15 protein-coding genes are annotated in these 17480 nt (G+C 66.0%); 10 read left to right on the forward strand and 5 right to left on the reverse strand.

The annotated features are described in order from the left end of the window. Nucleotides 1-40 precede the first annotated feature (40 nt). Both ACZ9BC_RS10585 and ACZ9BC_RS10590 read left to right on the forward strand, forming a co-directional pair. Nucleotides 41-1960: an amylosucrase gene (locus ACZ9BC_RS10585; protein WP_476245889.1), complete on the forward strand. Its 1920-nt coding sequence runs from the start codon at nt 41-43 to the stop codon at nt 1958-1960. A gap of 108 nt (nt 1961-2068) precedes the next feature. Then, nucleotides 2069-2926, forward strand: coding sequence for a prephenate dehydratase (locus ACZ9BC_RS10590; RefSeq protein WP_115523591.1), 858 nt, complete (start codon nt 2069-2071; stop codon nt 2924-2926). On the opposite strand, the gene ACZ9BC_RS10595 is transcribed toward ACZ9BC_RS10590, so the two are convergent. Continuing rightward, a complete protein-coding gene (locus ACZ9BC_RS10595) occupies nt 2908-4821 on the reverse strand; it encodes an FAD-binding monooxygenase (RefSeq protein ID WP_476245890.1) in 1914 nt (637 codons plus the stop codon). The genes ACZ9BC_RS10590 and ACZ9BC_RS10595 overlap by 19 nt on opposite strands. A gap of 221 nt (nt 4822-5042) precedes the next feature. Here ACZ9BC_RS10595 and ACZ9BC_RS10600 point away from each other — a divergent pair, with 221 nt between their 5' ends. The 8 genes from ACZ9BC_RS10600 (at nt 5043) to ACZ9BC_RS10635 (ending at nt 14692) form a co-directional block, all read left to right on the forward strand. Continuing rightward, a complete protein-coding gene (locus tag ACZ9BC_RS10600; protein WP_476245891.1) occupies nt 5043-6503 on the forward strand; it encodes a fumarylacetoacetate hydrolase family protein in 1461 nt (486 codons plus the stop codon). Beyond that, entirely contained in the window at nt 6496-7179 is a 684-nt protein-coding gene (locus ACZ9BC_RS10605) for a GntR family transcriptional regulator (RefSeq protein ID WP_476245892.1), read from the forward strand. The genes ACZ9BC_RS10600 and ACZ9BC_RS10605 overlap by 8 nt, the downstream gene beginning before the upstream one ends. 37 nt (nt 7180-7216) lie before the next feature. Continuing rightward, a complete protein-coding gene (hpaE, locus tag ACZ9BC_RS10610; RefSeq protein WP_079595332.1) occupies nt 7217-8758 on the forward strand; it encodes a 5-carboxymethyl-2-hydroxymuconate semialdehyde dehydrogenase in 1542 nt (513 codons plus the stop codon). 43 nt (nt 8759-8801) lie between these two features. Continuing rightward, complete coding sequence (gene hpaD / locus ACZ9BC_RS10615; RefSeq protein ID WP_476245893.1) at nt 8802-9887, forward strand: 3,4-dihydroxyphenylacetate 2,3-dioxygenase; 1086 nt, start codon at nt 8802-8804, stop codon at nt 9885-9887. Nucleotides 9888-9889: 2 nt separating this feature from the next. Then, nucleotides 9890-10675, forward strand: coding sequence for a 2-oxo-hept-4-ene-1,7-dioate hydratase (gene hpaH / locus ACZ9BC_RS10620; protein ID WP_476245894.1), 786 nt, complete (start codon nt 9890-9892; stop codon nt 10673-10675). After that, nucleotides 10660-11481: an HpcH/HpaI aldolase family protein gene (locus ACZ9BC_RS10625; RefSeq protein ID WP_476245895.1), complete on the forward strand. Its 822-nt coding sequence runs from the start codon at nt 10660-10662 to the stop codon at nt 11479-11481. The genes hpaH and ACZ9BC_RS10625 overlap by 16 nt, the downstream gene beginning before the upstream one ends. A 25-nt stretch (nt 11482-11506) precedes the next feature. Continuing rightward, nucleotides 11507-13012: an NAD-dependent succinate-semialdehyde dehydrogenase gene (locus tag ACZ9BC_RS10630; protein ID WP_476245896.1), complete on the forward strand. Its 1506-nt coding sequence runs from the start codon at nt 11507-11509 to the stop codon at nt 13010-13012. A gap of 270 nt (nt 13013-13282) precedes the next feature. After that, nucleotides 13283-14692, forward strand: a complete 1410-nt coding sequence (locus ACZ9BC_RS10635; protein WP_476245897.1) for an aldehyde dehydrogenase family protein — start codon at nt 13283-13285, stop codon at nt 14690-14692. Nucleotides 14693-14725: 33 nt separating this feature from the next. Here the strand turns inward: ACZ9BC_RS10635 and ACZ9BC_RS10640 are convergent, their stop codons facing one another. The 4 genes from ACZ9BC_RS10640 to ACZ9BC_RS10655 all read right to left on the reverse strand — a co-directional run bounded on the left by ACZ9BC_RS10640 (nt 14726) and on the right by ACZ9BC_RS10655 (nt 17478). After that, nucleotides 14726-15112 (reverse strand): hypothetical protein, encoded by a 387-nt coding sequence (locus tag ACZ9BC_RS10640; protein WP_476245995.1) that lies wholly within the window; start codon nt 15110-15112, stop codon nt 14726-14728. A gap of 178 nt (nt 15113-15290) precedes the next feature. Beyond that, complete coding sequence (locus tag ACZ9BC_RS10645) at nt 15291-15716, reverse strand: heat shock protein transcriptional repressor HspR (protein ID WP_079595347.1); 426 nt, start codon at nt 15714-15716, stop codon at nt 15291-15293. A 15-nt stretch (nt 15717-15731) separates the two neighbouring features. Then, nucleotides 15732-16703, reverse strand: coding sequence for a DnaJ C-terminal domain-containing protein (locus ACZ9BC_RS10650; protein ID WP_476245898.1), 972 nt, complete (start codon nt 16701-16703; stop codon nt 15732-15734). 82 nt (nt 16704-16785) lie between these two features. Beyond that, a complete protein-coding gene (locus tag ACZ9BC_RS10655) occupies nt 16786-17478 on the reverse strand; it encodes a nucleotide exchange factor GrpE (RefSeq protein ID WP_476245899.1) in 693 nt (230 codons plus the stop codon). Nucleotides 17479-17480 lie beyond the last annotated feature (2 nt).

The raw sequence follows: 17480 nt of genomic DNA on the forward strand, positions 1-17480 counted from the left end.
CTGCCGGAACCGCCGGCGGGAGTGGGAAAGGGCAGTGGGCATGCAGGAATCCGTTAGTGCGGACGAAATATCCCGGCAGCATGTCCTCCCGGCGCTGTCCCGCGAACGGACGGCCGGGCTCCGCCCGGACCCGGTCTTTGACCGGAGGCTGGACCGGCATCTCCCACAGCTGACGGAACTGTTTGGCTCCCTGTACGGTTCCCGGCCTGACTGGCATGAACAGCTGGCAGCCTTGGTGGTCCAGAGCGCCCGGTCCTGGCAGGAGCGCCCGGCTCAGCTCAAGGAACTGGACGCCGAGCGTGAAGGCAACAGCGGCTGGTTCCAGTCCAACACCATGCTGGGCGGCGTCTGCTACGTGGACCGCTATGCAGAGAGCCTGGAGGGAGTGCAGGCACGCATCCCGTACTTCAAGGAGCTCGGCCTCACCTACCTGCACCTTATGCCGCTGTTCCTTGCGCCCGAGCCGCACTCCGACGGCGGTTACGCGGTATCCAGCTACCGTGAGGTCAACCCGAAGCTGGGCACCATGGAGCAGCTCCGCTCACTGGCGGCCGAACTGCGGAGCCACGGGATCAGCCTGGTGGTTGACTTCATCTTCAACCACACCTCGGACGAGCACGAGTGGGCCCGGAAGGCGGCTGCGGGTGATCCTGAGTACAGCGACTACTACTGGATCTTCCCGGACCGCACCATGCCGGACGCCTTCGAGCAGAATGTCCGGGAGATCTTCCCGGAAAACCATTCCGGATCCTTCATCCGGATGGAGGACGGCCGGTGGGTCTGGGCAACCTTCCACACGTACCAATGGGACCTGAACTACTCCAACCCCGATGTCTTCCGTGCCATGGCAGGTGAAATGCTGTTCCTGGCCAACCAGGGCGTGGACATCCTGCGCATGGACGCCGTGGCCTTCATCTGGAAACAGCTGGGCACGCCCTGCGAAAACCTCCCTGAGGCCCACACCCTGCTCAGGGCTTTCAACGCTGTGTGCCGGTTGGCGGCTCCGTCGCTGCTGTTCAAGTCGGAGGCCATCGTGCACCCGGACGAGGTGGCCCTCTACATCGACCCCGCCGAATGCCAGATCTCCTACAACCCCCTGCAGATGGCGCTCATCTGGGAGTCGCTGGCCACCCGGGACGTCTCGCTCCTGGCCCAGGCACTGAAGCGCCGGCACAACATCCCCGAGGGGACGTCCTGGGTCAACTACGTCCGAAGCCATGACGACATCGGCTGGACCTTCGCGGACGAGGACGCCGCGGAACTGGGCATCAACGGCTTCGACCACCGCCGCTTCCTCAACTCCTTTTACGTCAACCGCTTCCCGGGCAGCTTTGCCCGCGGCGTCCCCTTCCAGGACAACCCGCGCACCGGAGACTGCCGTATTTCAGGCACGACGGCGTCTCTGTGCGGCATGGAGGTCAACCCGGCCGAAGCGGTGGAACGGATCCTCCTGGCCCACGCGGTTGCCTTCAGTACCGGCGGTATCCCGCTCCTGTACCTGGGCGACGAAGTGGGACAGGTCAACGATTACGGTTACGCCGATGAGCCCGGCCACGGGGATGACAGCCGCTGGGTCCACCGGCCTCACTACCCGGCCGCGCAGTACACCCGCCGCAACGACCCCTCCACGCCGGAAGGCGCCGTCTACGCCGGCCTGCAGCGGATGATCGAGGTCCGCGGGGCCGCCCCTGAACTCGCCGGAACCACGCTTCTCGATTTCGACACCCACAACCAGGGCGTCCTGGCGTACCAACGCCCCGCGAGCGCGGCCGCCGGCGGCGAGACACGGATCCTGGCACTCGCGAACTTCAGCGACGTTCCCCAGTTCCTGCCGGCGGAAACCTTCGCAGGGTTCCTGCCCGCCGCCGTCGACCTTCTCTCCGAGGCCAGCCTGCACCTGGACGAAGGCGTCATGCTCCTCCCCCGGCAATACGTCTGGCTTCGCGTCACCCCGGTGTGACGCACCCTCCCCAACTGGGTAGCGCCAAGTGTCGTTTTGACCGCCCATAACGACACTTAGCGCTACCCAGTTGGGTCCGTAGGCAGGCGGCGTGAAACCATACGGATCATGGCCCAGAAGATTGCGTACCAGGGTGAGCCCGGCGCCAACTCCAATATCGCGTGCAAGCAGATGTTCCCCGAGCTGGAAAGCGTCCCGTGCGCCAGCTTTGAGGACGCCTTCGAACTGGTGGCCAGCGGCGAGGCGGACCTGGCCATGATCCCCATCGAGAACTCGATTGCGGGCCGCGTGGCGGACATCCACATCCTGCTGCCACAGTCCAACCTGCAGATCGTGGGCGAGTTCTTCCTGCCCATCCACTTCGACCTGCTGGGCATCCCCGGCAGCACCATCGAGGACGCCACAGAGGTCCACAGCCACATCCACGCTTTGGGCCAGTGCCGGAAGCTGATCCGCGAGCATGGGCTCAAACCGGTCATTGCCGGTGACACCGCAGGCTCGGCCCGCGAAGTGAGCGAATGGAACGATCCCCGGAAACTCTCCCTCGCTCCCCCGCTGGCTGCCCAGATCTACGGCCTGGAAGTGCTTGCTTCACGGGTTGAGGACGACCCCTCCAACACCACCCGCTTTGTGGTCCTGGCCCGCGAAAAGGAACTGCCGGCCCGGGACGAACTTCCCGGACCGGCAGTCACCAGCTTTGTGTTCCGCGTCCGCAACGTCCCCTCCGCCCTTTACAAGGCGCTGGGCGGCTTCGCGACCAACGGCGTGAACATGACGCGGCTGGAAAGCTACATGGTGGGCAACGAATTCGCTGCCACCATGTTCATGGCGGACGTCGAAGGCCACCCCGAGGACCTGCCGCTGAAGCTGGCCCTCGAGGAACTGGACTTCTTCACCACCGAGGTGCGGATCCTCGGCGTGTACGCAGCCGCGGAGTACCGGACGGCTCAGACAGCGGCGGCCTGACGCGGCTTCGCCAGCGGCGTTTTCAGGAGCGGTCCGAAGAACGCGCCGAGTTCGGCCGTCGCGGTCAGGGGCAGGACGTTGGCCACGTACTGGTCCGGGCGGACAACCACTACCACGCCGTTGCGGTCCAGGCCTCGCAGCTCAAAGATGTCCGAGGACGGATCGGTGGCGTACACCTTCTCGTAGTCGGTCAGTTTGAACGGGCCCACCTGCGGCTTGAAAGCGGCGGGAACCTGTCCGATGTCCACGGCCGTGTGGGGCTGCTGGTAGATCACCTTCACGTCGAACCACGCGTCGGGGTCAGCGCCCGACGGCGTTGCGGCCAGCGGCGAGTCCGGCGAGTTGGCGATCCACTCGGCAAAGTCCGCCACACCTGAGTGCCCGCCTGCCGGCGCTGCGTCGGCGAAGACGTAGATGCGCCAGCGGCCGTCGGCTGTGGCGTGGTGGCCGAGGTGGAGCGGGTTGGTATCACCGACGCGGACCACGGGCGCGGACTTGAAGCGCTTGCCCACCGGGAAGCCGGTGGCAAGGTCCTGGTGCTTGGCGGGTGCCACCAGCATGGACGGCGCGTATTCGGTCATGAAGCCGGCCGGGAATTCGGCAGTGCGCACGTAGAAGTCCTCGAGGTCCGAGGGGTTTTCGAACTCCTCGGGCTTCTTGGCCATCATGGTGGACCATTCCTTGTCGAAGTCGATCAGGTTCTTGGCCACCACCTGGCGCTCCGCCGAGTAGGTGGACAGCAGGCTCTCCGGGCTGCGGCCTTCGAGGACGTGCCCCAGTTTCCAGGCGATGTTGAAGCCGTCCTGCATGGACACGTTCATGCCCTGGCCGGCTTTTGCGCTGTGGGTGTGGCAGGCGTCGCCGGTAATGAAGACGCGCGGCGTGTGGGTGCCGCGGTCCTCCGGCAGGACGTCGTCGAACCTGTCTGTGAGCCGGTGCCCCACCTCGTAGACGCTGTGCCACGCCACGTTCCGCACGTCCAGGGTGTAGGGGTGGAGGATCTCGTTGGCTTTGTCGATGATCTGTTCGATGCTGGTGTTGCGCACGGCGTGGTGCGTGGCCGGGTCCACCTCGCCAAGGTCCACATACATGCGGAACAGGTGGCCGCCTTCACGCGGGATCAGCAGGATGCTGCCTTTTTCTCCCTGGATGGCGCATTTGGTGCGGATATCGGGGAAGTCGGTGACAGCGAGGGTGTCCATCACACCCCAGGCGTGGTTGGCCTGGTCGCCGGCGAGGGTGCAGCCAATTGCCGCACGCACTTTGCTCCGGGCGCCGTCGGCCCCCACCACGTACTTGGCGCGGACAACGCGCTCCCGGCCTTCGTTCGGGCCCGCGGTGTGGAGCAGCGTCACGGCCACGGGGTACTCGCCCTGCTCCGTAACCTCCAGGCCCTGGAACTCGTAGCCGTAGTCAGGCTTCAGGCGGCTGGGCGAGTTGGCTGCAAACTCGGCGAAGTAGTCCAGAACGCGGGCCTGGTTGACGATGAGGTGCGGGAATTCGCTGATGCCCATCTCGTCATCCACGGCGCGGGCCGTCCGGATGATGTTCGAGCGGTTGGCGGGGTCCGGCTTCCAGAACGCCATCTCGGTGATCCTGTATGCCTCCGCAATGATGCGTTCGGCGAAACCGAAGGCCTGGAACGTCTCGACGCTGCGCGCCTGGATACCGTCGGCCTGGCCGATCGCGAGCCGTCCAGGACGGCGTTCAATAATCCGCGTGGTGACATTCGGGAACACGGACAGCTGCGCGGCGGCAAGCATTCCTGCAGGACCTGTGCCGACGATCAGCACGTCGACCTCGTCCGGAAGTTCATCGGGGCGGTTGAGTCCGACGCCGGCGGCCGGCTTTACCCGCGGGTCTCCGGATACGTAACCGTGATGGTGAAACTGCACGGGATGTCCTCACTTCGTTGTGTGGCTGGGAAGCCAAGAGGTGTTCGATAATAGAACTGGGGTTTCCATATGAGAAAACCTGCTGTTGGAGCATCACTGTACGCCACCTGTGACGCAGACGACAAGAGCGCCGAAAAAGGCTGAAATGCAGGGGTTGACAAACGCCCGGTATCGAGCGAAGGTAATCGTATACGATTTCGTACCTGATAAGGGAGACAGTTTTGGAGCAGGTCAACGGCGACACCCTGGCTGCGGCACGCAAGGTGATCGCGGTGCACATCAACTACCCAAGCCGGGCTGCCCAGCGGGGACGCACCCCGGCGCAGCCCTCCTACTTCCTCAAGCCGTCGTCGTCGCTCTCCCTGACGGGGAACGCCGTCGAACGCTTCGCGGGCTGCGAACTGCTGGGCTATGAGGGCGAGATTGCCCTCATCATCGGCAAGGCCGCACGCCGGGTAGGCATCGATGACGCCTGGAGCCACGTTGCCGCCGTCACCGCCAGTAATGACCTTGGCGTCTACGACCTGCGCTGGGCGGACAAGGGTTCCAACCTCCGGTCCAAGGGCGGCGACGGCTTCACGCCCGTAGGCCCGGCACTTATCCCGGCAGACGCCGTCGACCCCGCCCAACTGCGCATCCGCACCTGGCACAACGGCCAGCTGGTGCAGGACGACACCACGGAGGACCTGCTCTTCCCGTTCGCCCGGCTGGTGGCGGACCTGTCCCAGCTCCTGACGCTCGAAGAGGGGGACATCATCCTCACCGGCACCCCCGCCGGCGCCTCCGTCGCCAAACCCGGTGACGTCCTCGAAGTGGAAGTGGCCGCCGGCGGCCTCACCACGGGCCGCCTGGTCACCCGGGTGGAGGAAGGCACGACGCCGTTCGCTGACTTTGGTGCCGGACCGAAGGTTGATGACGTGCAGCGTGAGGAGGCGTGGGGCTCACGCGAGGCTGCCGGCCTTCCTGCCCCTGCCAGCACCCTCACCCCTGAGCTGAAGGCCAAGCTGGAGAGCGTGGCCACGGCCACCCTGTCCTCCCAGATGCGCAAGCGCGGCCTTAACAACGTGAGCATCGACGGCCTGCAGGCCACCCGGCCGGACCGCCGGGTGGTGGGACTGGCCCGTACCCTGCGGTACGTTCCCAACCGTGAGGACCTCTTCAAGACCCACGGCGGCGGGTTCAATGCCCAAAAGAAAGCCATCGATTCCGTGAACGAGGGCGAAATCCTGGTCATGGAGGCCCGCGGCGAAAAGGGCACCGGCACCGTGGGCGACATCCTGGCCCTGCGCGCCCAGGTCCGCGGCGCCGCCGCGATTATCACCGACGGCGGCGTCCGCGACTTCACCGCCGTGGCAGGCCTGGACATGCCCACCTACTTCGCCAACCCGCACCCGGCCGTGCTGGGCCGCCGCCACATCCCGTGGGACACAGACATCACCATCGCCTGCGGCGGTGCCACTGTCCAGCCCGGCGACATCATTGTGGCCGACTCCGACGGCATCCTGGTGATCCCGCCGGCCATCGCCGAAGAACTCGTGGACGACTGCATCGCCCAGGAGCAGGAAGAAGCGTTCATTTTCGAGATGGTCAAGCAGGGCAACAGCGTGGACGGCCTCTACCCGATGAACGCCGAGTGGCAGGCCCGGTACGAGGAATGGAAGGCAGGCACGGCGAATGACTGAAACTTTGGCTGAGTTTTCCGCTGCGGCCCCTGCCGGCAGCAAGTCCGAACAGGCCTACCAGGCCGTCAAGGCACGTATTGTGGAGGGCACCTACACCCCCGGCTACCGGCTGGTCCTGGGCGCCATCGCCAAGGACCTCGGGTTCAGCGTGGTTCCGGTCCGCGAAGCCATCCGCCGGCTGGAGGCTGAAGGCCTGGTGACGTTCGAACGCAACGTGGGTGCCACGGTGGCCGGGATCGACCCCACCGAATACCTCTACACGATGCAGACCCTCAGCATCGTGGAAGGCGCCGCCACCGCATTGTCCGCTCCCCTGGTCGATGCTGTGGCCATAGCCAGGGCCCGAGCCGTGAACGAGCAGATGCGCGAATGCCTGGACCACTTTGATCCCGTCCGCTTCACCCAGCTCAACCAGGAATTCCACAGCGTCCTGTTTGAGCACTGCCCCAACCCGCACATCCTGGACCTCGTCCACCGCGGCTGGAACCGGCTTGCAGCACTGCGGTCCTCCACCTTCCGTTTCGTCCCCGGCCGCGCCCGCGATTCCGTGGACGAACACGAAGCACTCCTGAAGCTGATCGAATCCGGCGCCGATGCCGACAACATCGAGAAAGCCGCCCGGCTCCACCGCTCCGCCACCCTGGACGCCTACCTCGCCCAGGCCAAAACCATCTGACACTCCCCACCCGTTCAGAAGCAGTAAGGAAACAACAATGACGTTCACTGCAGCAGAAACAACCGCCCATTACGTGCCCCAGGATCTGCCCACCCACATCCAGCACTACATCAACGGCCAGTTCGTTGACTCCGTGGGCGGCAAGACCTTCGATGTGCTGGACCCGGTCTCCAACCGGAACTACGCCACCGCCGCCGCCGGCCAGAAAGAGGACATCGACCTCGCCGTTGCCGCCGCCCGCGAAGCGTTCGTGAACGGCCCCTGGCCGAAGATGAAGCCCCGCGAACGCGCCCGCATCCTGAACAGGATCGCAGACGCGGTCGAGGCCCAGGAAGCCCGGCTCGCCGAGCTCGAAACGTTCGACACCGGCCTGCCGATCACCCAGGCCAAGGGCCAAGCCCTGCGTGCTGCCGAGAACTTCCGCTTCTTCGCGGACCTGATCGTGGCCCAGTTCGACGACGCCATGAAGGTCCCCGGCTCGCAGATCAACTACGTGAACCGCAAGCCGATCGGCGTCGCCGGCCTGATCACGCCGTGGAACACCCCGTTCATGCTTGAGTCCTGGAAGCTCGCCCCGGCCCTGGCCACCGGCAACACCGTGGTCCTCAAGCCCGCCGAGTTCACCCCGCTCTCGGCCTCGCTGTGGGCCACCATCTTCAAGGATGCCGGGCTCCCGGACGGCGTGTTCAACCTGGTCAACGGCCTGGGCGAGGAAGCCGGCGACGCCCTGGTCAAGCACCCGGACGTGCCCCTGATTTCGTTCACCGGCGAGACCACCACCGGCCAGACGATCTTCCGGAACGCCGCAGCCAACCTCAAGGGCCTGTCCATGGAGCTCGGCGGCAAGTCCCCCTGCGTTGTGTTCGCCGATGCCGACCTGGACGCCGCGATCGATTCGGCGCTGTTCGGGGTCTTCTCCCTCAACGGCGAACGCTGCACCGCAGGCTCCCGCATCCTCGTCGAGCGCGCCATCTACGACGAGTTCTGCGAAAAGTACGCCGCCCGCGCCAGGAACATCGTGGTGGGTGACCCGCACGATCCCAAGACCCAGGTGGGCGCCCTGGTCCACCCGGAGCACTACGAAAAAGTGGCCTCCTACGTGGAAATCGGCAAGTCCGAAGGCCGGCTCCTGGCCGGCGGCGGCCGCCCCGACCACCTGCCCGAAGGCAACTACATCGCACCCACGGTCTTCGCCGACGTCGCCCCCGACGCCCGGATCTTCCAGGAGGAAATCTTCGGACCCGTCGTGGCCATCACCCCCTTCGAGAACGACGACGAGGCCCTCGCCCTGGCCAACAACACCAAATACGGCCTCGCCGCCTACATCTGGACCCAGAACCTGACCCGGGCCCACAACTTCTCGCAGAACGTCGAGGCCGGCATGGTGTGGTTAAACAGCCACAATGTCCGCGACCTGCGCACCCCGTTCGGCGGCGTGAAGGCCTCCGGCCTGGGCCACGAGGGCGGCTACCGCTCCATCGACTTCTACACCGACCAGCAGGCCGTGCACATCACCCTCGGCACCGTCCACACCCCCAAGTTCGGCAGCATCGAAACCTCCGCCGCCAACGAAGGCTAAACCCCTTAATACTGAAGAACCTGCTCAAAGAAGAGAGACCATCATGACCAACTTCGTCCCCACCCCTTCCGTCCCGGCACCGGACATCGTCCGCTGCGCCTACATGGAAATCGTGGTCACCGACCTCGCCAAGTCCCGCGAGTTCTACGTTGACGTCCTGGGCCTGCACGTCACCGAGGAAGACGAGAACGCCATCTACCTGCGCTCCCTCGAGGAGTTCATCCACCACAACCTGGTGCTCCGCAAGGGACCCATCGCCGCCGTCGCCGCCTTCGCCTACCGGGTGAAGTCCCCCGCCGAGGTGGACGCCGCCGAGGCCTACTACCGCGAGTTGGGCTGCCGGGTGGAGCGCCGCAAGGACGGCTTCACCAAGGGCATCGGCGACTCCGTCCGCGTCGAGGACCCGCTGGGCTTCCCGTACGAGTTCTTTTACGACGTGGAGCACGTGGAACGCCTCACCCAGCGCTACGACCTCTACTCCGCCGGCGAACTGGTCCGCCTGGACCACTTCAACCAGGTCACCCCCGACGTCCCGCGCGGCCGCGCCTACCTCGAGGACTTGGGCTTCCGCGTTTCGGAGGACATCAAGGATTCCGACGGCGTCACCTACGCCGCCTGGATGCACCGCAAGCAGACCGTCCACGACACCGCCCTGACCGGCGGCAACGGACCGCGCATGCACCACGTCGCGTTCGCTACCCACGAAAAGCACAACATCATCCAGATCTGCGACAAGATGGGTGCCCTGCGCATCAGCGACCGGATCGAACGCGGGCCAGGCCGGCACGGCGTGTCCAACGCGTTCTACCTCTACATCCTGGATCCGGACGGCCACCGCATCGAGATCTACACCCAGGACTACTACACCGGCGACCCCGACAACCCCACCATCACCTGGGACGTCCACGACAACCAGCGCCGCGACTGGTGGGGCAACCCCGTGGTCCCGTCCTGGTACACCGAAGCCTCCCTCGTCCTGGACCTGGACGGCAACCCCCAGCCGGTCATCGTCCGTGAGGAAAAGAGCGAAATGGCCGTCACCGTCGGCGCCGACGGCTTCTCCTACACCCGCAAGGACGGAGCCCCGGAAGACGACCGGACCGGCTTCAAGCTGGGAGCGCAGCTGTAGCCATGCTGGATGACAGGACGATCGAGGCCATCGCGGACGAGCTGGTGGAAGCCGGCCGCACCCGCACCCCCGTACCGCGGCTCACTGCCCGGTACCCGGACATGACCGTGGAGGACTCCTACGCCGTCCAGCAGTTGTGGCGCCGCCGGAACGAGGAAGCCGGCCGGACCCTGGTGGGGCGCAAGATCGGCCTGACGTCCAAGGCCATGCAGGCGGCCACGGGCATCACCGAGCCGGACTACGGCGCCATTTTTGACGACATGGTGCTGGAGACCGGCTGCTCGGTGGAGTGGGACAAATACACGCACCCGCGGGTGGAGGTGGAGCTGGCGTTCGTGCTCAAGGACGGGCTCAAGGGCCCCGGTGTCACCATCTTCGACGTCCTGAAAGCCACCGACTACGTGGTTCCGGCCCTGGAAATCCTCGATTCCAGGATCGAGATGGAGGGCCGGACCATCGTGGACACCATCTCCGACAACGCAGCCATGGGCGCCATGGTGATCGGCGGCAACCCGGTGAAGCCGGACGCCGTGGACCTCCGGTGGGTTTCGGCCATCCTGTATAAGAACCAGACGGTGGAGGAGACCGGCGTCGCCGCCGGCGTCCTGGACCACCCCGCTAACGGAGTGCACTGGCTGGCCAACAAGATTGCCGCCCACGGCGATTCGCTGAAGGCCGGTGACATCATCCTCGCCGGTTCCTTCACCCGCCCGCTCTGGGTTTACAAGGGCGACACCGTTCACGCTGACTACGGACCTCTGGGGAGTGTCACATGCCGCTTCGAATAGAGGACACCTTCCGCGACGCCCTCGCAGAGCAAAAGCAAAAAGGTGCAGCAGGCCGGCCGCTGGCCGGGATGTGGGTCTGCTCAGGCAGCCCCCTGGTCGCCGAACTCTGCGCCGGGTCCGGGCTGGATTGGCTCCTGGTGGACGCCGAGCACAGCCCGAACGGCCTCGAATCCGTCCTCGCCCAGCTCCAGGCGATCAACGGCTACCCGGTCCATACACTGGTCCGCCCGCCGGTGAATGACACGGTGGTGATCAAGCAGTACCTGGACCTCGGCGTGCAGAACCTCCTCATCCCCATGGTCAACTCCGTCGCCGAGGCCGAGGCCGCCGTGGCGGCCACCCGCTACCCGCCGGTGGGCGTTCGCGGAGTGGGGTCAGCCTTGGCCCGCGCCGCCCGCTGGAACCGGGTGCCGGATTACCTGGCCCGGGCCGGCGAGACCATCAGTGTCACCGTTCAGATCGAGTCGACGGCGGCAGTGGACTCTGTGGCGGACATCCTGAAAGTCGATGGCGTAGACGCCGTCTTCGTCGGGCCCTCCGACCTCGCCGCCTCCATGGGCCTGCTGGGACAGCAGGAACACCCTGAGGTGCGCGCCGCCGTCGAACACTGCCTCGCCGCCGCGAAAGCCGCCGGAAAGCCGGCCGGTGTGAATGCCTTCAACCCGGACACGGCCCGCCACTACCTGGACCACGGCGCAGACTTCATCCTGGTCGGCGCCGACGTCGCCCTCCTGGCAAGAGGCTCCGAAGCCCTCGCCAAGCAGTACATCCAGAAGGCCGACGGCGGCACCCCCGCCAGCTACTGATCCTCCCTTCTTAAGGACTATTTCAATGACAGTTACTTCTGCGCTGCCCCCTGCCATCTCACGGGAGCGCGAAGCCGCACTCCTTGCGTCCGTTCCAACCGGCCTTTTGATTGGCGGGCAGTGGCGCGGCGCGTCCGACGGCGGCACGTTTGATGTGCACGATCCCGCCACCGGCGAGGTCCTCGCCACCCTCGCCTCCGCCACGAGCGAAGACGCCATCGCCGCGCTCGACGCCGCCGAGGCCGTCCAGGCGTCATGGGCGCGGACCGCGCCGCGGGTGCGGGCCGAGATCCTGCGCCGGGCCTTTGACCTGGTGACCGAACGGGCCGAGGACTTTGCCCTGCTGATGACCCTGGAGATGGGCAAGCCGCTGGCCGAGGCCCGCGGCGAGGTCACCTACGGCGCCGAGTTCCTGCGCTGGTTCAGCGAGGAAACCGTCCGCGACTATGGCCGCTACCTCACCACCCCCGAAGGCAAGAACAAGATCCTGGTCCAGCACAAACCCGTTGGCCCCTGCCTGCTCATCACGCCCTGGAACTTTCCCCTCGCGATGGCCACCCGCAAAGTAGCCCCCGCCGCCGCAGCCGGCTGCACCATGGTCCTCAAACCCGCCAAACTCACCCCCCTCACAGCCCAGTACTTCGCGCAGACCATGCTCGACGCCGGCCTGCCCGCCGGAGTCCTGAACGTCGTCGCATCCTCTTCTGCCTCGGGGATCTCCGGGCCGCTGCTGAAAGACTCACGGCTGCGGAAAGTCTCCTTCACCGGCTCCACCCCCGTCGGCAAACGCCTGATGGCCGACGCCGCCCAGAACGTCCTCCGGACCTCGATGGAGCTCGGCGGGAACGCTCCCTTCATCGTCTTCGAAGACGCAGACCTGGACAAGGCCGTCGAGGGGGCCATGGCGGCGAAGATGCGGAACATGGGCGAAGCCTGCACCGCCGCCAACCGCTTCCTCGTCCACGAATCCGTCGCCGCCGAGTTCACACAGAAGTTCGCCGCCGCGATGGGCGCCCTGGCCACCGGCCGCGGAACGGACCCCGCCACCCAAGTAGGCCCGCTCATCGACGCCGGCGCCCGCGAAGACGTCCACGCCCTGGTCAGCGCCGCCGTCGACGCCGGAGCAGTGGCCGTCACCGGCGGGGCACCCGTGGACGGGCCCGGCTACTTCTACCAGCCCACTGTCCTCGCCAACGTCCCCAACAACGCGGCGATCCTGGGCCAGGAAATCTTCGGACCCGTCGCCCCCGTCACCACCTTCACCACCGAGGAGGACGCCATCCGCCTCGCCAACGCTTCCGAATACGGGCTCGCGTCCTACCTCTACAGCCGCGACTTCAACAAGCTCCTGCGCGTAGCTGAGCAGATCGAGTTCGGCATGGTTGGGTTCAATGCCGGCGTCATCTCCAACGCCGCAGCACCCTTCGGAGGAGTGAAACAGTCCGGCCTCGGCCGCGAAGGCGGATCAGAAGGCATCGCCGAATACACCACCACCCAATACATCGGCATCGCCAACCCCTACGCCGGCTGACCCCGGACAACGCAAAAATCGACGTCACGCACGGCACGCTTTTGATCCACCGCGATCGCAGGACCCCCGGGAAACCGGGGACCCGCCATCGGTCGTCCCGCAAAACGGTGCCCTGCGTGACGCAGGTGCTGAGCAACGCGCCTGAACGTTCCCTCCACGCCAACTGTCCTGCGCCCATAGACAAGAGACGCGCGGGAAGCTCGGCCAGACTGGGAAGCAACCCGCCGGGCCGTCCGGCCGGCGCCCTTGCTACTCGAAGTGGAGTAAACCTTGGAAACCTACGATGCGCTCCTCGCGTCCATCACCCCCACGTACGGCCCCACCCGGACCATCCTGGACCCGGCAACGGGCGAAGCCGTGGGCGAGGCTCCGGTCCACAGCCTGGAATACCTGGAGCAGGCCGTCGCCACCGCCGTCAAGACGCAGCCGGCATGGGCTGCGTTGGGCCACAGCGCCCGGTCCGCCGCGCTCCTGAAAGCAGCCGACGCCGTCGAACGCTCCGCCGAAGAACTCGCCCAGTTGCTCTCCCGCGAGCAGGGCAAACCGCTGAACGGCCCCAACGCCCGCTTCGAAGTGGGCGCCTGCGCTGCCTGGCTCCGTGCCACCGCCAACACCCCTCTGGAGCCCGAAACCATTGTGGATGACGGCCAGACCCGGGCGGAGCTTCACCACAAGCCCATCGGCGTTGTGGGGGCGATCGGCCCGTGGAACTGGCCCATGATGATCACCGTCTGGCAGATCGCCCCCGCCCTGCGGATGGGCAACGCCGTGGTGGTCAAACCCTCCGAATACACCCCGCTGTCCGTCCTGGCCCTGGTCAAGGTCCTTAATGAGGAACTCCCCGAAGGCATCCTCTCAGTGGTGTCAGGCAACCGCGACGTTGGTGCCCGCCTCGCCGGGCACCCCGCCATCGGCAAGATCATGTTCACCGGCTCCACAGCCACCGGAAAGGCCATCATTAAGTCCTCCGCGGACACCGTCAAACGGCTCACCCTGGAACTGGGCGGAAACGACGCCGGCATCGTCCTGCCAGACGCCGACCCCAAAGCCATCGCGGAAGACCTCTTCTGGGGGGCCTTCATCAACACCGGCCAGACGTGTGCAGCGCTGAAGCGCCTCTACGTCCACGAAGACATCTACGAGGCCGTCTGCGAAGAACTCACCGCCGTGGCCAAGGCCATGCCCATGGGCCACGGCCTGGACGAGGACAACGTCCTCGGTCCCCTGCAGAACAAGGCCCAGTACGACGTGGTCGCCAACCTCGTGCAGGCGGCAAAGGACTCCGGTGCACGCGTGCTGCTGGGCGGCACCCCGGACACCAGCCAGCCCGGCTACTTCTACCCCACCACCCTCGTGGCGGACATCGACAACAACAACCCCCTCGTTGCCGAAGAACAATTCGGCCCCGCTTTGCCGATCATCCGCTACAGCACCATCGACGAAGCAGTGGAAAAGGCTAACGGACTCGACGTCGGACTGGGCGCCTCCGTCTGGTCCTCCAACCCCGCTGTGGCCCGCGACGTGGCGAGCCGCATCCAGGCTGGCACCGTCTGGATCAACAAACACGGCGCTGTGGACCCCCGCATCCCCTTCGGCGGCGCCAAACAATCCGGCTACGGCCTCGAATTCGGCGTCGAAGGCCTCAAAGCCCTCGGCATCCCCCAGGTCATCAACGGCTAAGCCAAATACCGGCGTGCTGCCCTGGCGACGGGATTACCCCATCGCCAGGGCGGCGGCGGTCCGGCCGGCAAACTGCCGCCGGGCCCACCGGGCGAGCTTCTTGCCCTTGCCCTTCCACCAGTTGTCCTCGTCCTTGTCGTGGTGCAGCCGGAAGATGATGGCCATGAGCACGAACATGCCCATGACCACATCGATCCAGGATGCCACCACCAGTGCGATGAGGACCGTCAGGCCGTTGGCGATGATGGACGGGATGGCCAGGGTCCGGAAAACGGTGCTGGCTACATAGCGCCGGTGCGACCTCGGGACGGACAGCGCCCGCACCATGTCGAAGCAGACGCACACCACCACGATCGTTTGCCCAATGGCGAGCAGGAGCTGGCCGGGGACCGAGCCGCTGAACGCGGACACCGCCTCCATCCCCGGGCTCATGGCCGGGCCTTGTTGGAACCACACATGGAAAACCCCCAGAAACTTGGAACCACTGCTGATCCAGCGGTGGTTCCATTGAAGTTTCCGGGGGTGGAAGGGTCACGAGTAGTGGGTACTCTATTTTCGACCCGTGACCGATATCAGGTACTTATTGCCCTGTGCCCAATTACTGCCCGATGGCCCGGGGCCGCCAGAGCACCACTGCCTGGGAGCGGGGCCGCGGACGCTGGCCGCGGGCCAGGCTCACCACATCGCCGGCCGCGCCTGCTGCAAAGATGCGGGAATCGAAGGACTGCGGCCGGCGCGTGAGTTCCTCCGTGAGTTCGGAGACGCGCCGCTGCAGGGCCGCCACCTGGTTTTCGAGTTCCAGGATGCGCTTGATCCCTTCCAGCGAGACGCCTTCCTGCGACAGCCGCTGCACCTCCCGGAGCATGTTGACGTCCCGCTGGGAGTAGCGGCGGGACTTTCCGGGTGCACGGCTGGGCGAGACAATGCCCAGCCGGTCGTACTGCCGGAGCGTCTGGGGGTGCATGTCCGCAAGCTCAGCTGCCACCGAAATCACGAAGATTGGCTGGTCAGCATTGATCTCCACGCAACACCTCCGCTCCTACAACCGGGCCTTGGCGGCCAGGCCCTCTCGGACGTCGGCACCGGCCGTGGCTTCGGCAAACGCCTTGACCGCAGCTTCGGCTTCCTTATTAAGGTTCTTGGGAACGGCGACGTCGATGGTCACCAGCAGGTCGCCGGTGGCCTTGGACGTCTTCACGCCTTTGCCCTTGACCCGCAGGGTACGGCCCGACGGCGTGCCGGCCGGAACACGGACCCGCACCTTTTCGCCGTCGATGGTGGGCACCTCGATGTCGGCGCCCAGGGCAGCCTCCGGGAAGGTGACGGGGACGTGGATGCGGAGGTTGTCGCCGTCGCGCGTGTAAAACTCGTGGGGCTTGACGGCAACGGTGACCACCAGGTCGCCGTTGCCGGCCGGGCCAGGCTGGCCCTTGCCGCGGACGCGGATCTTCTGGCCGTCCTTGATGCCGGCGGGCACACGGACGTCAATGACCTCGCCGCTGGGTTCCCGCAGGCCGATGGTGGTGCCCCGGATGGCCCCTGAGAACGAGATGCTCGTGGACGCGGTGCGGTCGGCGCCCTTGGAAGGCGCCCGCTGGAAGCCCGTCTGGCCGAAGCCGCCGCCGAACAGGTCGGCGAACTCGGGCGGGATGCCGCCGGCGGAGGGGTTGAACCCGCCCGCATGCCGGCCGGTGTTGCCGGTGAACAGGCCGCCGAACATGTCCTCGAACCCGCCGTTGCCGCCGCCGGCACCGCCGGGAGCGAAGCGTGCCCCGCCGCCCATGGCGCGGATGGCGTCATACTGCTGGCGCTCGTCGGGATCCGAGAGCACCGAATAGGCCTCGGAGATGTCCTTGAACTTCTTCTCGGAAGCAGTGTTCCCCGAGTTGGTATCAGGGTGGTGCTCGCGGGCCAGCTTCCGGTAAGCCTTCTTGATATCGGCGTCGGAAGCGTCCTTGGCAACACCAAGGATCTTGTAAAAGTCCTTGTCCACCCAATCCTGGCTAGCCAATGGCGTTTCCTTTCAAAAGTTATGGGTCGGTGGTTGAGCTTACCGAAATCTGGTTTCGACAAGCTCAACCACCGAAGTAGTACTACGCAGGTACAGCGACAATCACCTGGGCTGCGCGGAGGACGCGTTCGCCTGACTTGTAGCCTGAGCGGAGCACCTGGCTGACGGTGTCAACCTCGATGTCGTCGCCGGGCTGCTGGATCAGTGCCTCGTGGATCGTGGGATCAAACTCCACGCCGGTTTCATCGATGCGGACCAGGCCGTAGGTCTTCAGCGCGTTCTCCAGCTTCGTGGCGATCGCGGCGAAGGGCCCGTCGGTGAGGTCGCCGTGCTGCCGGGCGGCGTCGACGTCGTCCAGGACCGGAAGCAGGGAATTCAGGACGCCGATGACGGCCATCTCCCCTGCCACGGCACGGTCGCGTTCAACGCGCTTGCGGTAGTTGACGTACTCGGCCTGCAGGCGGAGGAGGTCGTTCTTCAGCTCCGCTGCCTCGGCCGTGGCTGACCCTGCCGGAACCCCCTGTGCCACGGATTCCTCGGCCGGCACGTCGATGCCGTTGAGGATCTCCTCGGCCTGGGCGAGCGCGTCGCCGTCGGAATCCGTTTCCCCGGCCGCAGGGGCGGACTGGTCGCCCTCCGGGTGCCGGGCCTGGCCGGTCACCGGGTCAACCTTGCGGTTGTCCCGGATGACCGGTTCCTGGCCGTTGCCCTGCTGGCCCATGCGCTCCTGGTTTGTGGATGAGTTGTGCTCTTCCTCGTTACCGTGGTGCGGCATGG

The organism is Pseudarthrobacter sp. TE3704, assembly GCF_056279405.1.

Excerpts from the sequence above, each read along its gene's own strand:
- hpaD (WP_476245893.1), top strand. The coding sequence starts at position 8,802 with ATGACCAACTTCGTCCCCACCCCTTCCGTCCCGGCACCGGACATCGTC.
- ACZ9BC_RS10630 (WP_476245896.1), top strand. The coding sequence starts at position 11,507 with ATGACAGTTACTTCTGCGCTGCCCCCTGCCATCTCACGGGAGCGCGAA.
- ACZ9BC_RS10585 (WP_476245889.1), top strand. The coding sequence starts at position 41 with ATGCAGGAATCCGTTAGTGCGGACGAAATATCCCGGCAGCATGTCCTC.
- ACZ9BC_RS10655 (WP_476245899.1), bottom strand. The coding sequence starts at position 17,478 with ATGCCGCACCACGGTAACGAGGAAGAGCACAACTCATCCACAAACCAG.
- ACZ9BC_RS10590 (WP_115523591.1), top strand. The coding sequence starts at position 2,069 with ATGGCCCAGAAGATTGCGTACCAGGGTGAGCCCGGCGCCAACTCCAAT.
- hpaE (WP_079595332.1), top strand. The coding sequence starts at position 7,217 with ATGACGTTCACTGCAGCAGAAACAACCGCCCATTACGTGCCCCAGGAT.
- ACZ9BC_RS10640 (WP_476245995.1), bottom strand. The coding sequence starts at position 15,112 with ATGGAGGCGGTGTCCGCGTTCAGCGGCTCGGTCCCCGGCCAGCTCCTG.
- hpaH (WP_476245894.1), top strand. The coding sequence starts at position 9,890 with ATGCTGGATGACAGGACGATCGAGGCCATCGCGGACGAGCTGGTGGAA.
- ACZ9BC_RS10605 (WP_476245892.1), top strand. The coding sequence starts at position 6,496 with ATGACTGAAACTTTGGCTGAGTTTTCCGCTGCGGCCCCTGCCGGCAGC.
- ACZ9BC_RS10625 (WP_476245895.1), top strand. The coding sequence starts at position 10,660 with ATGCCGCTTCGAATAGAGGACACCTTCCGCGACGCCCTCGCAGAGCAA.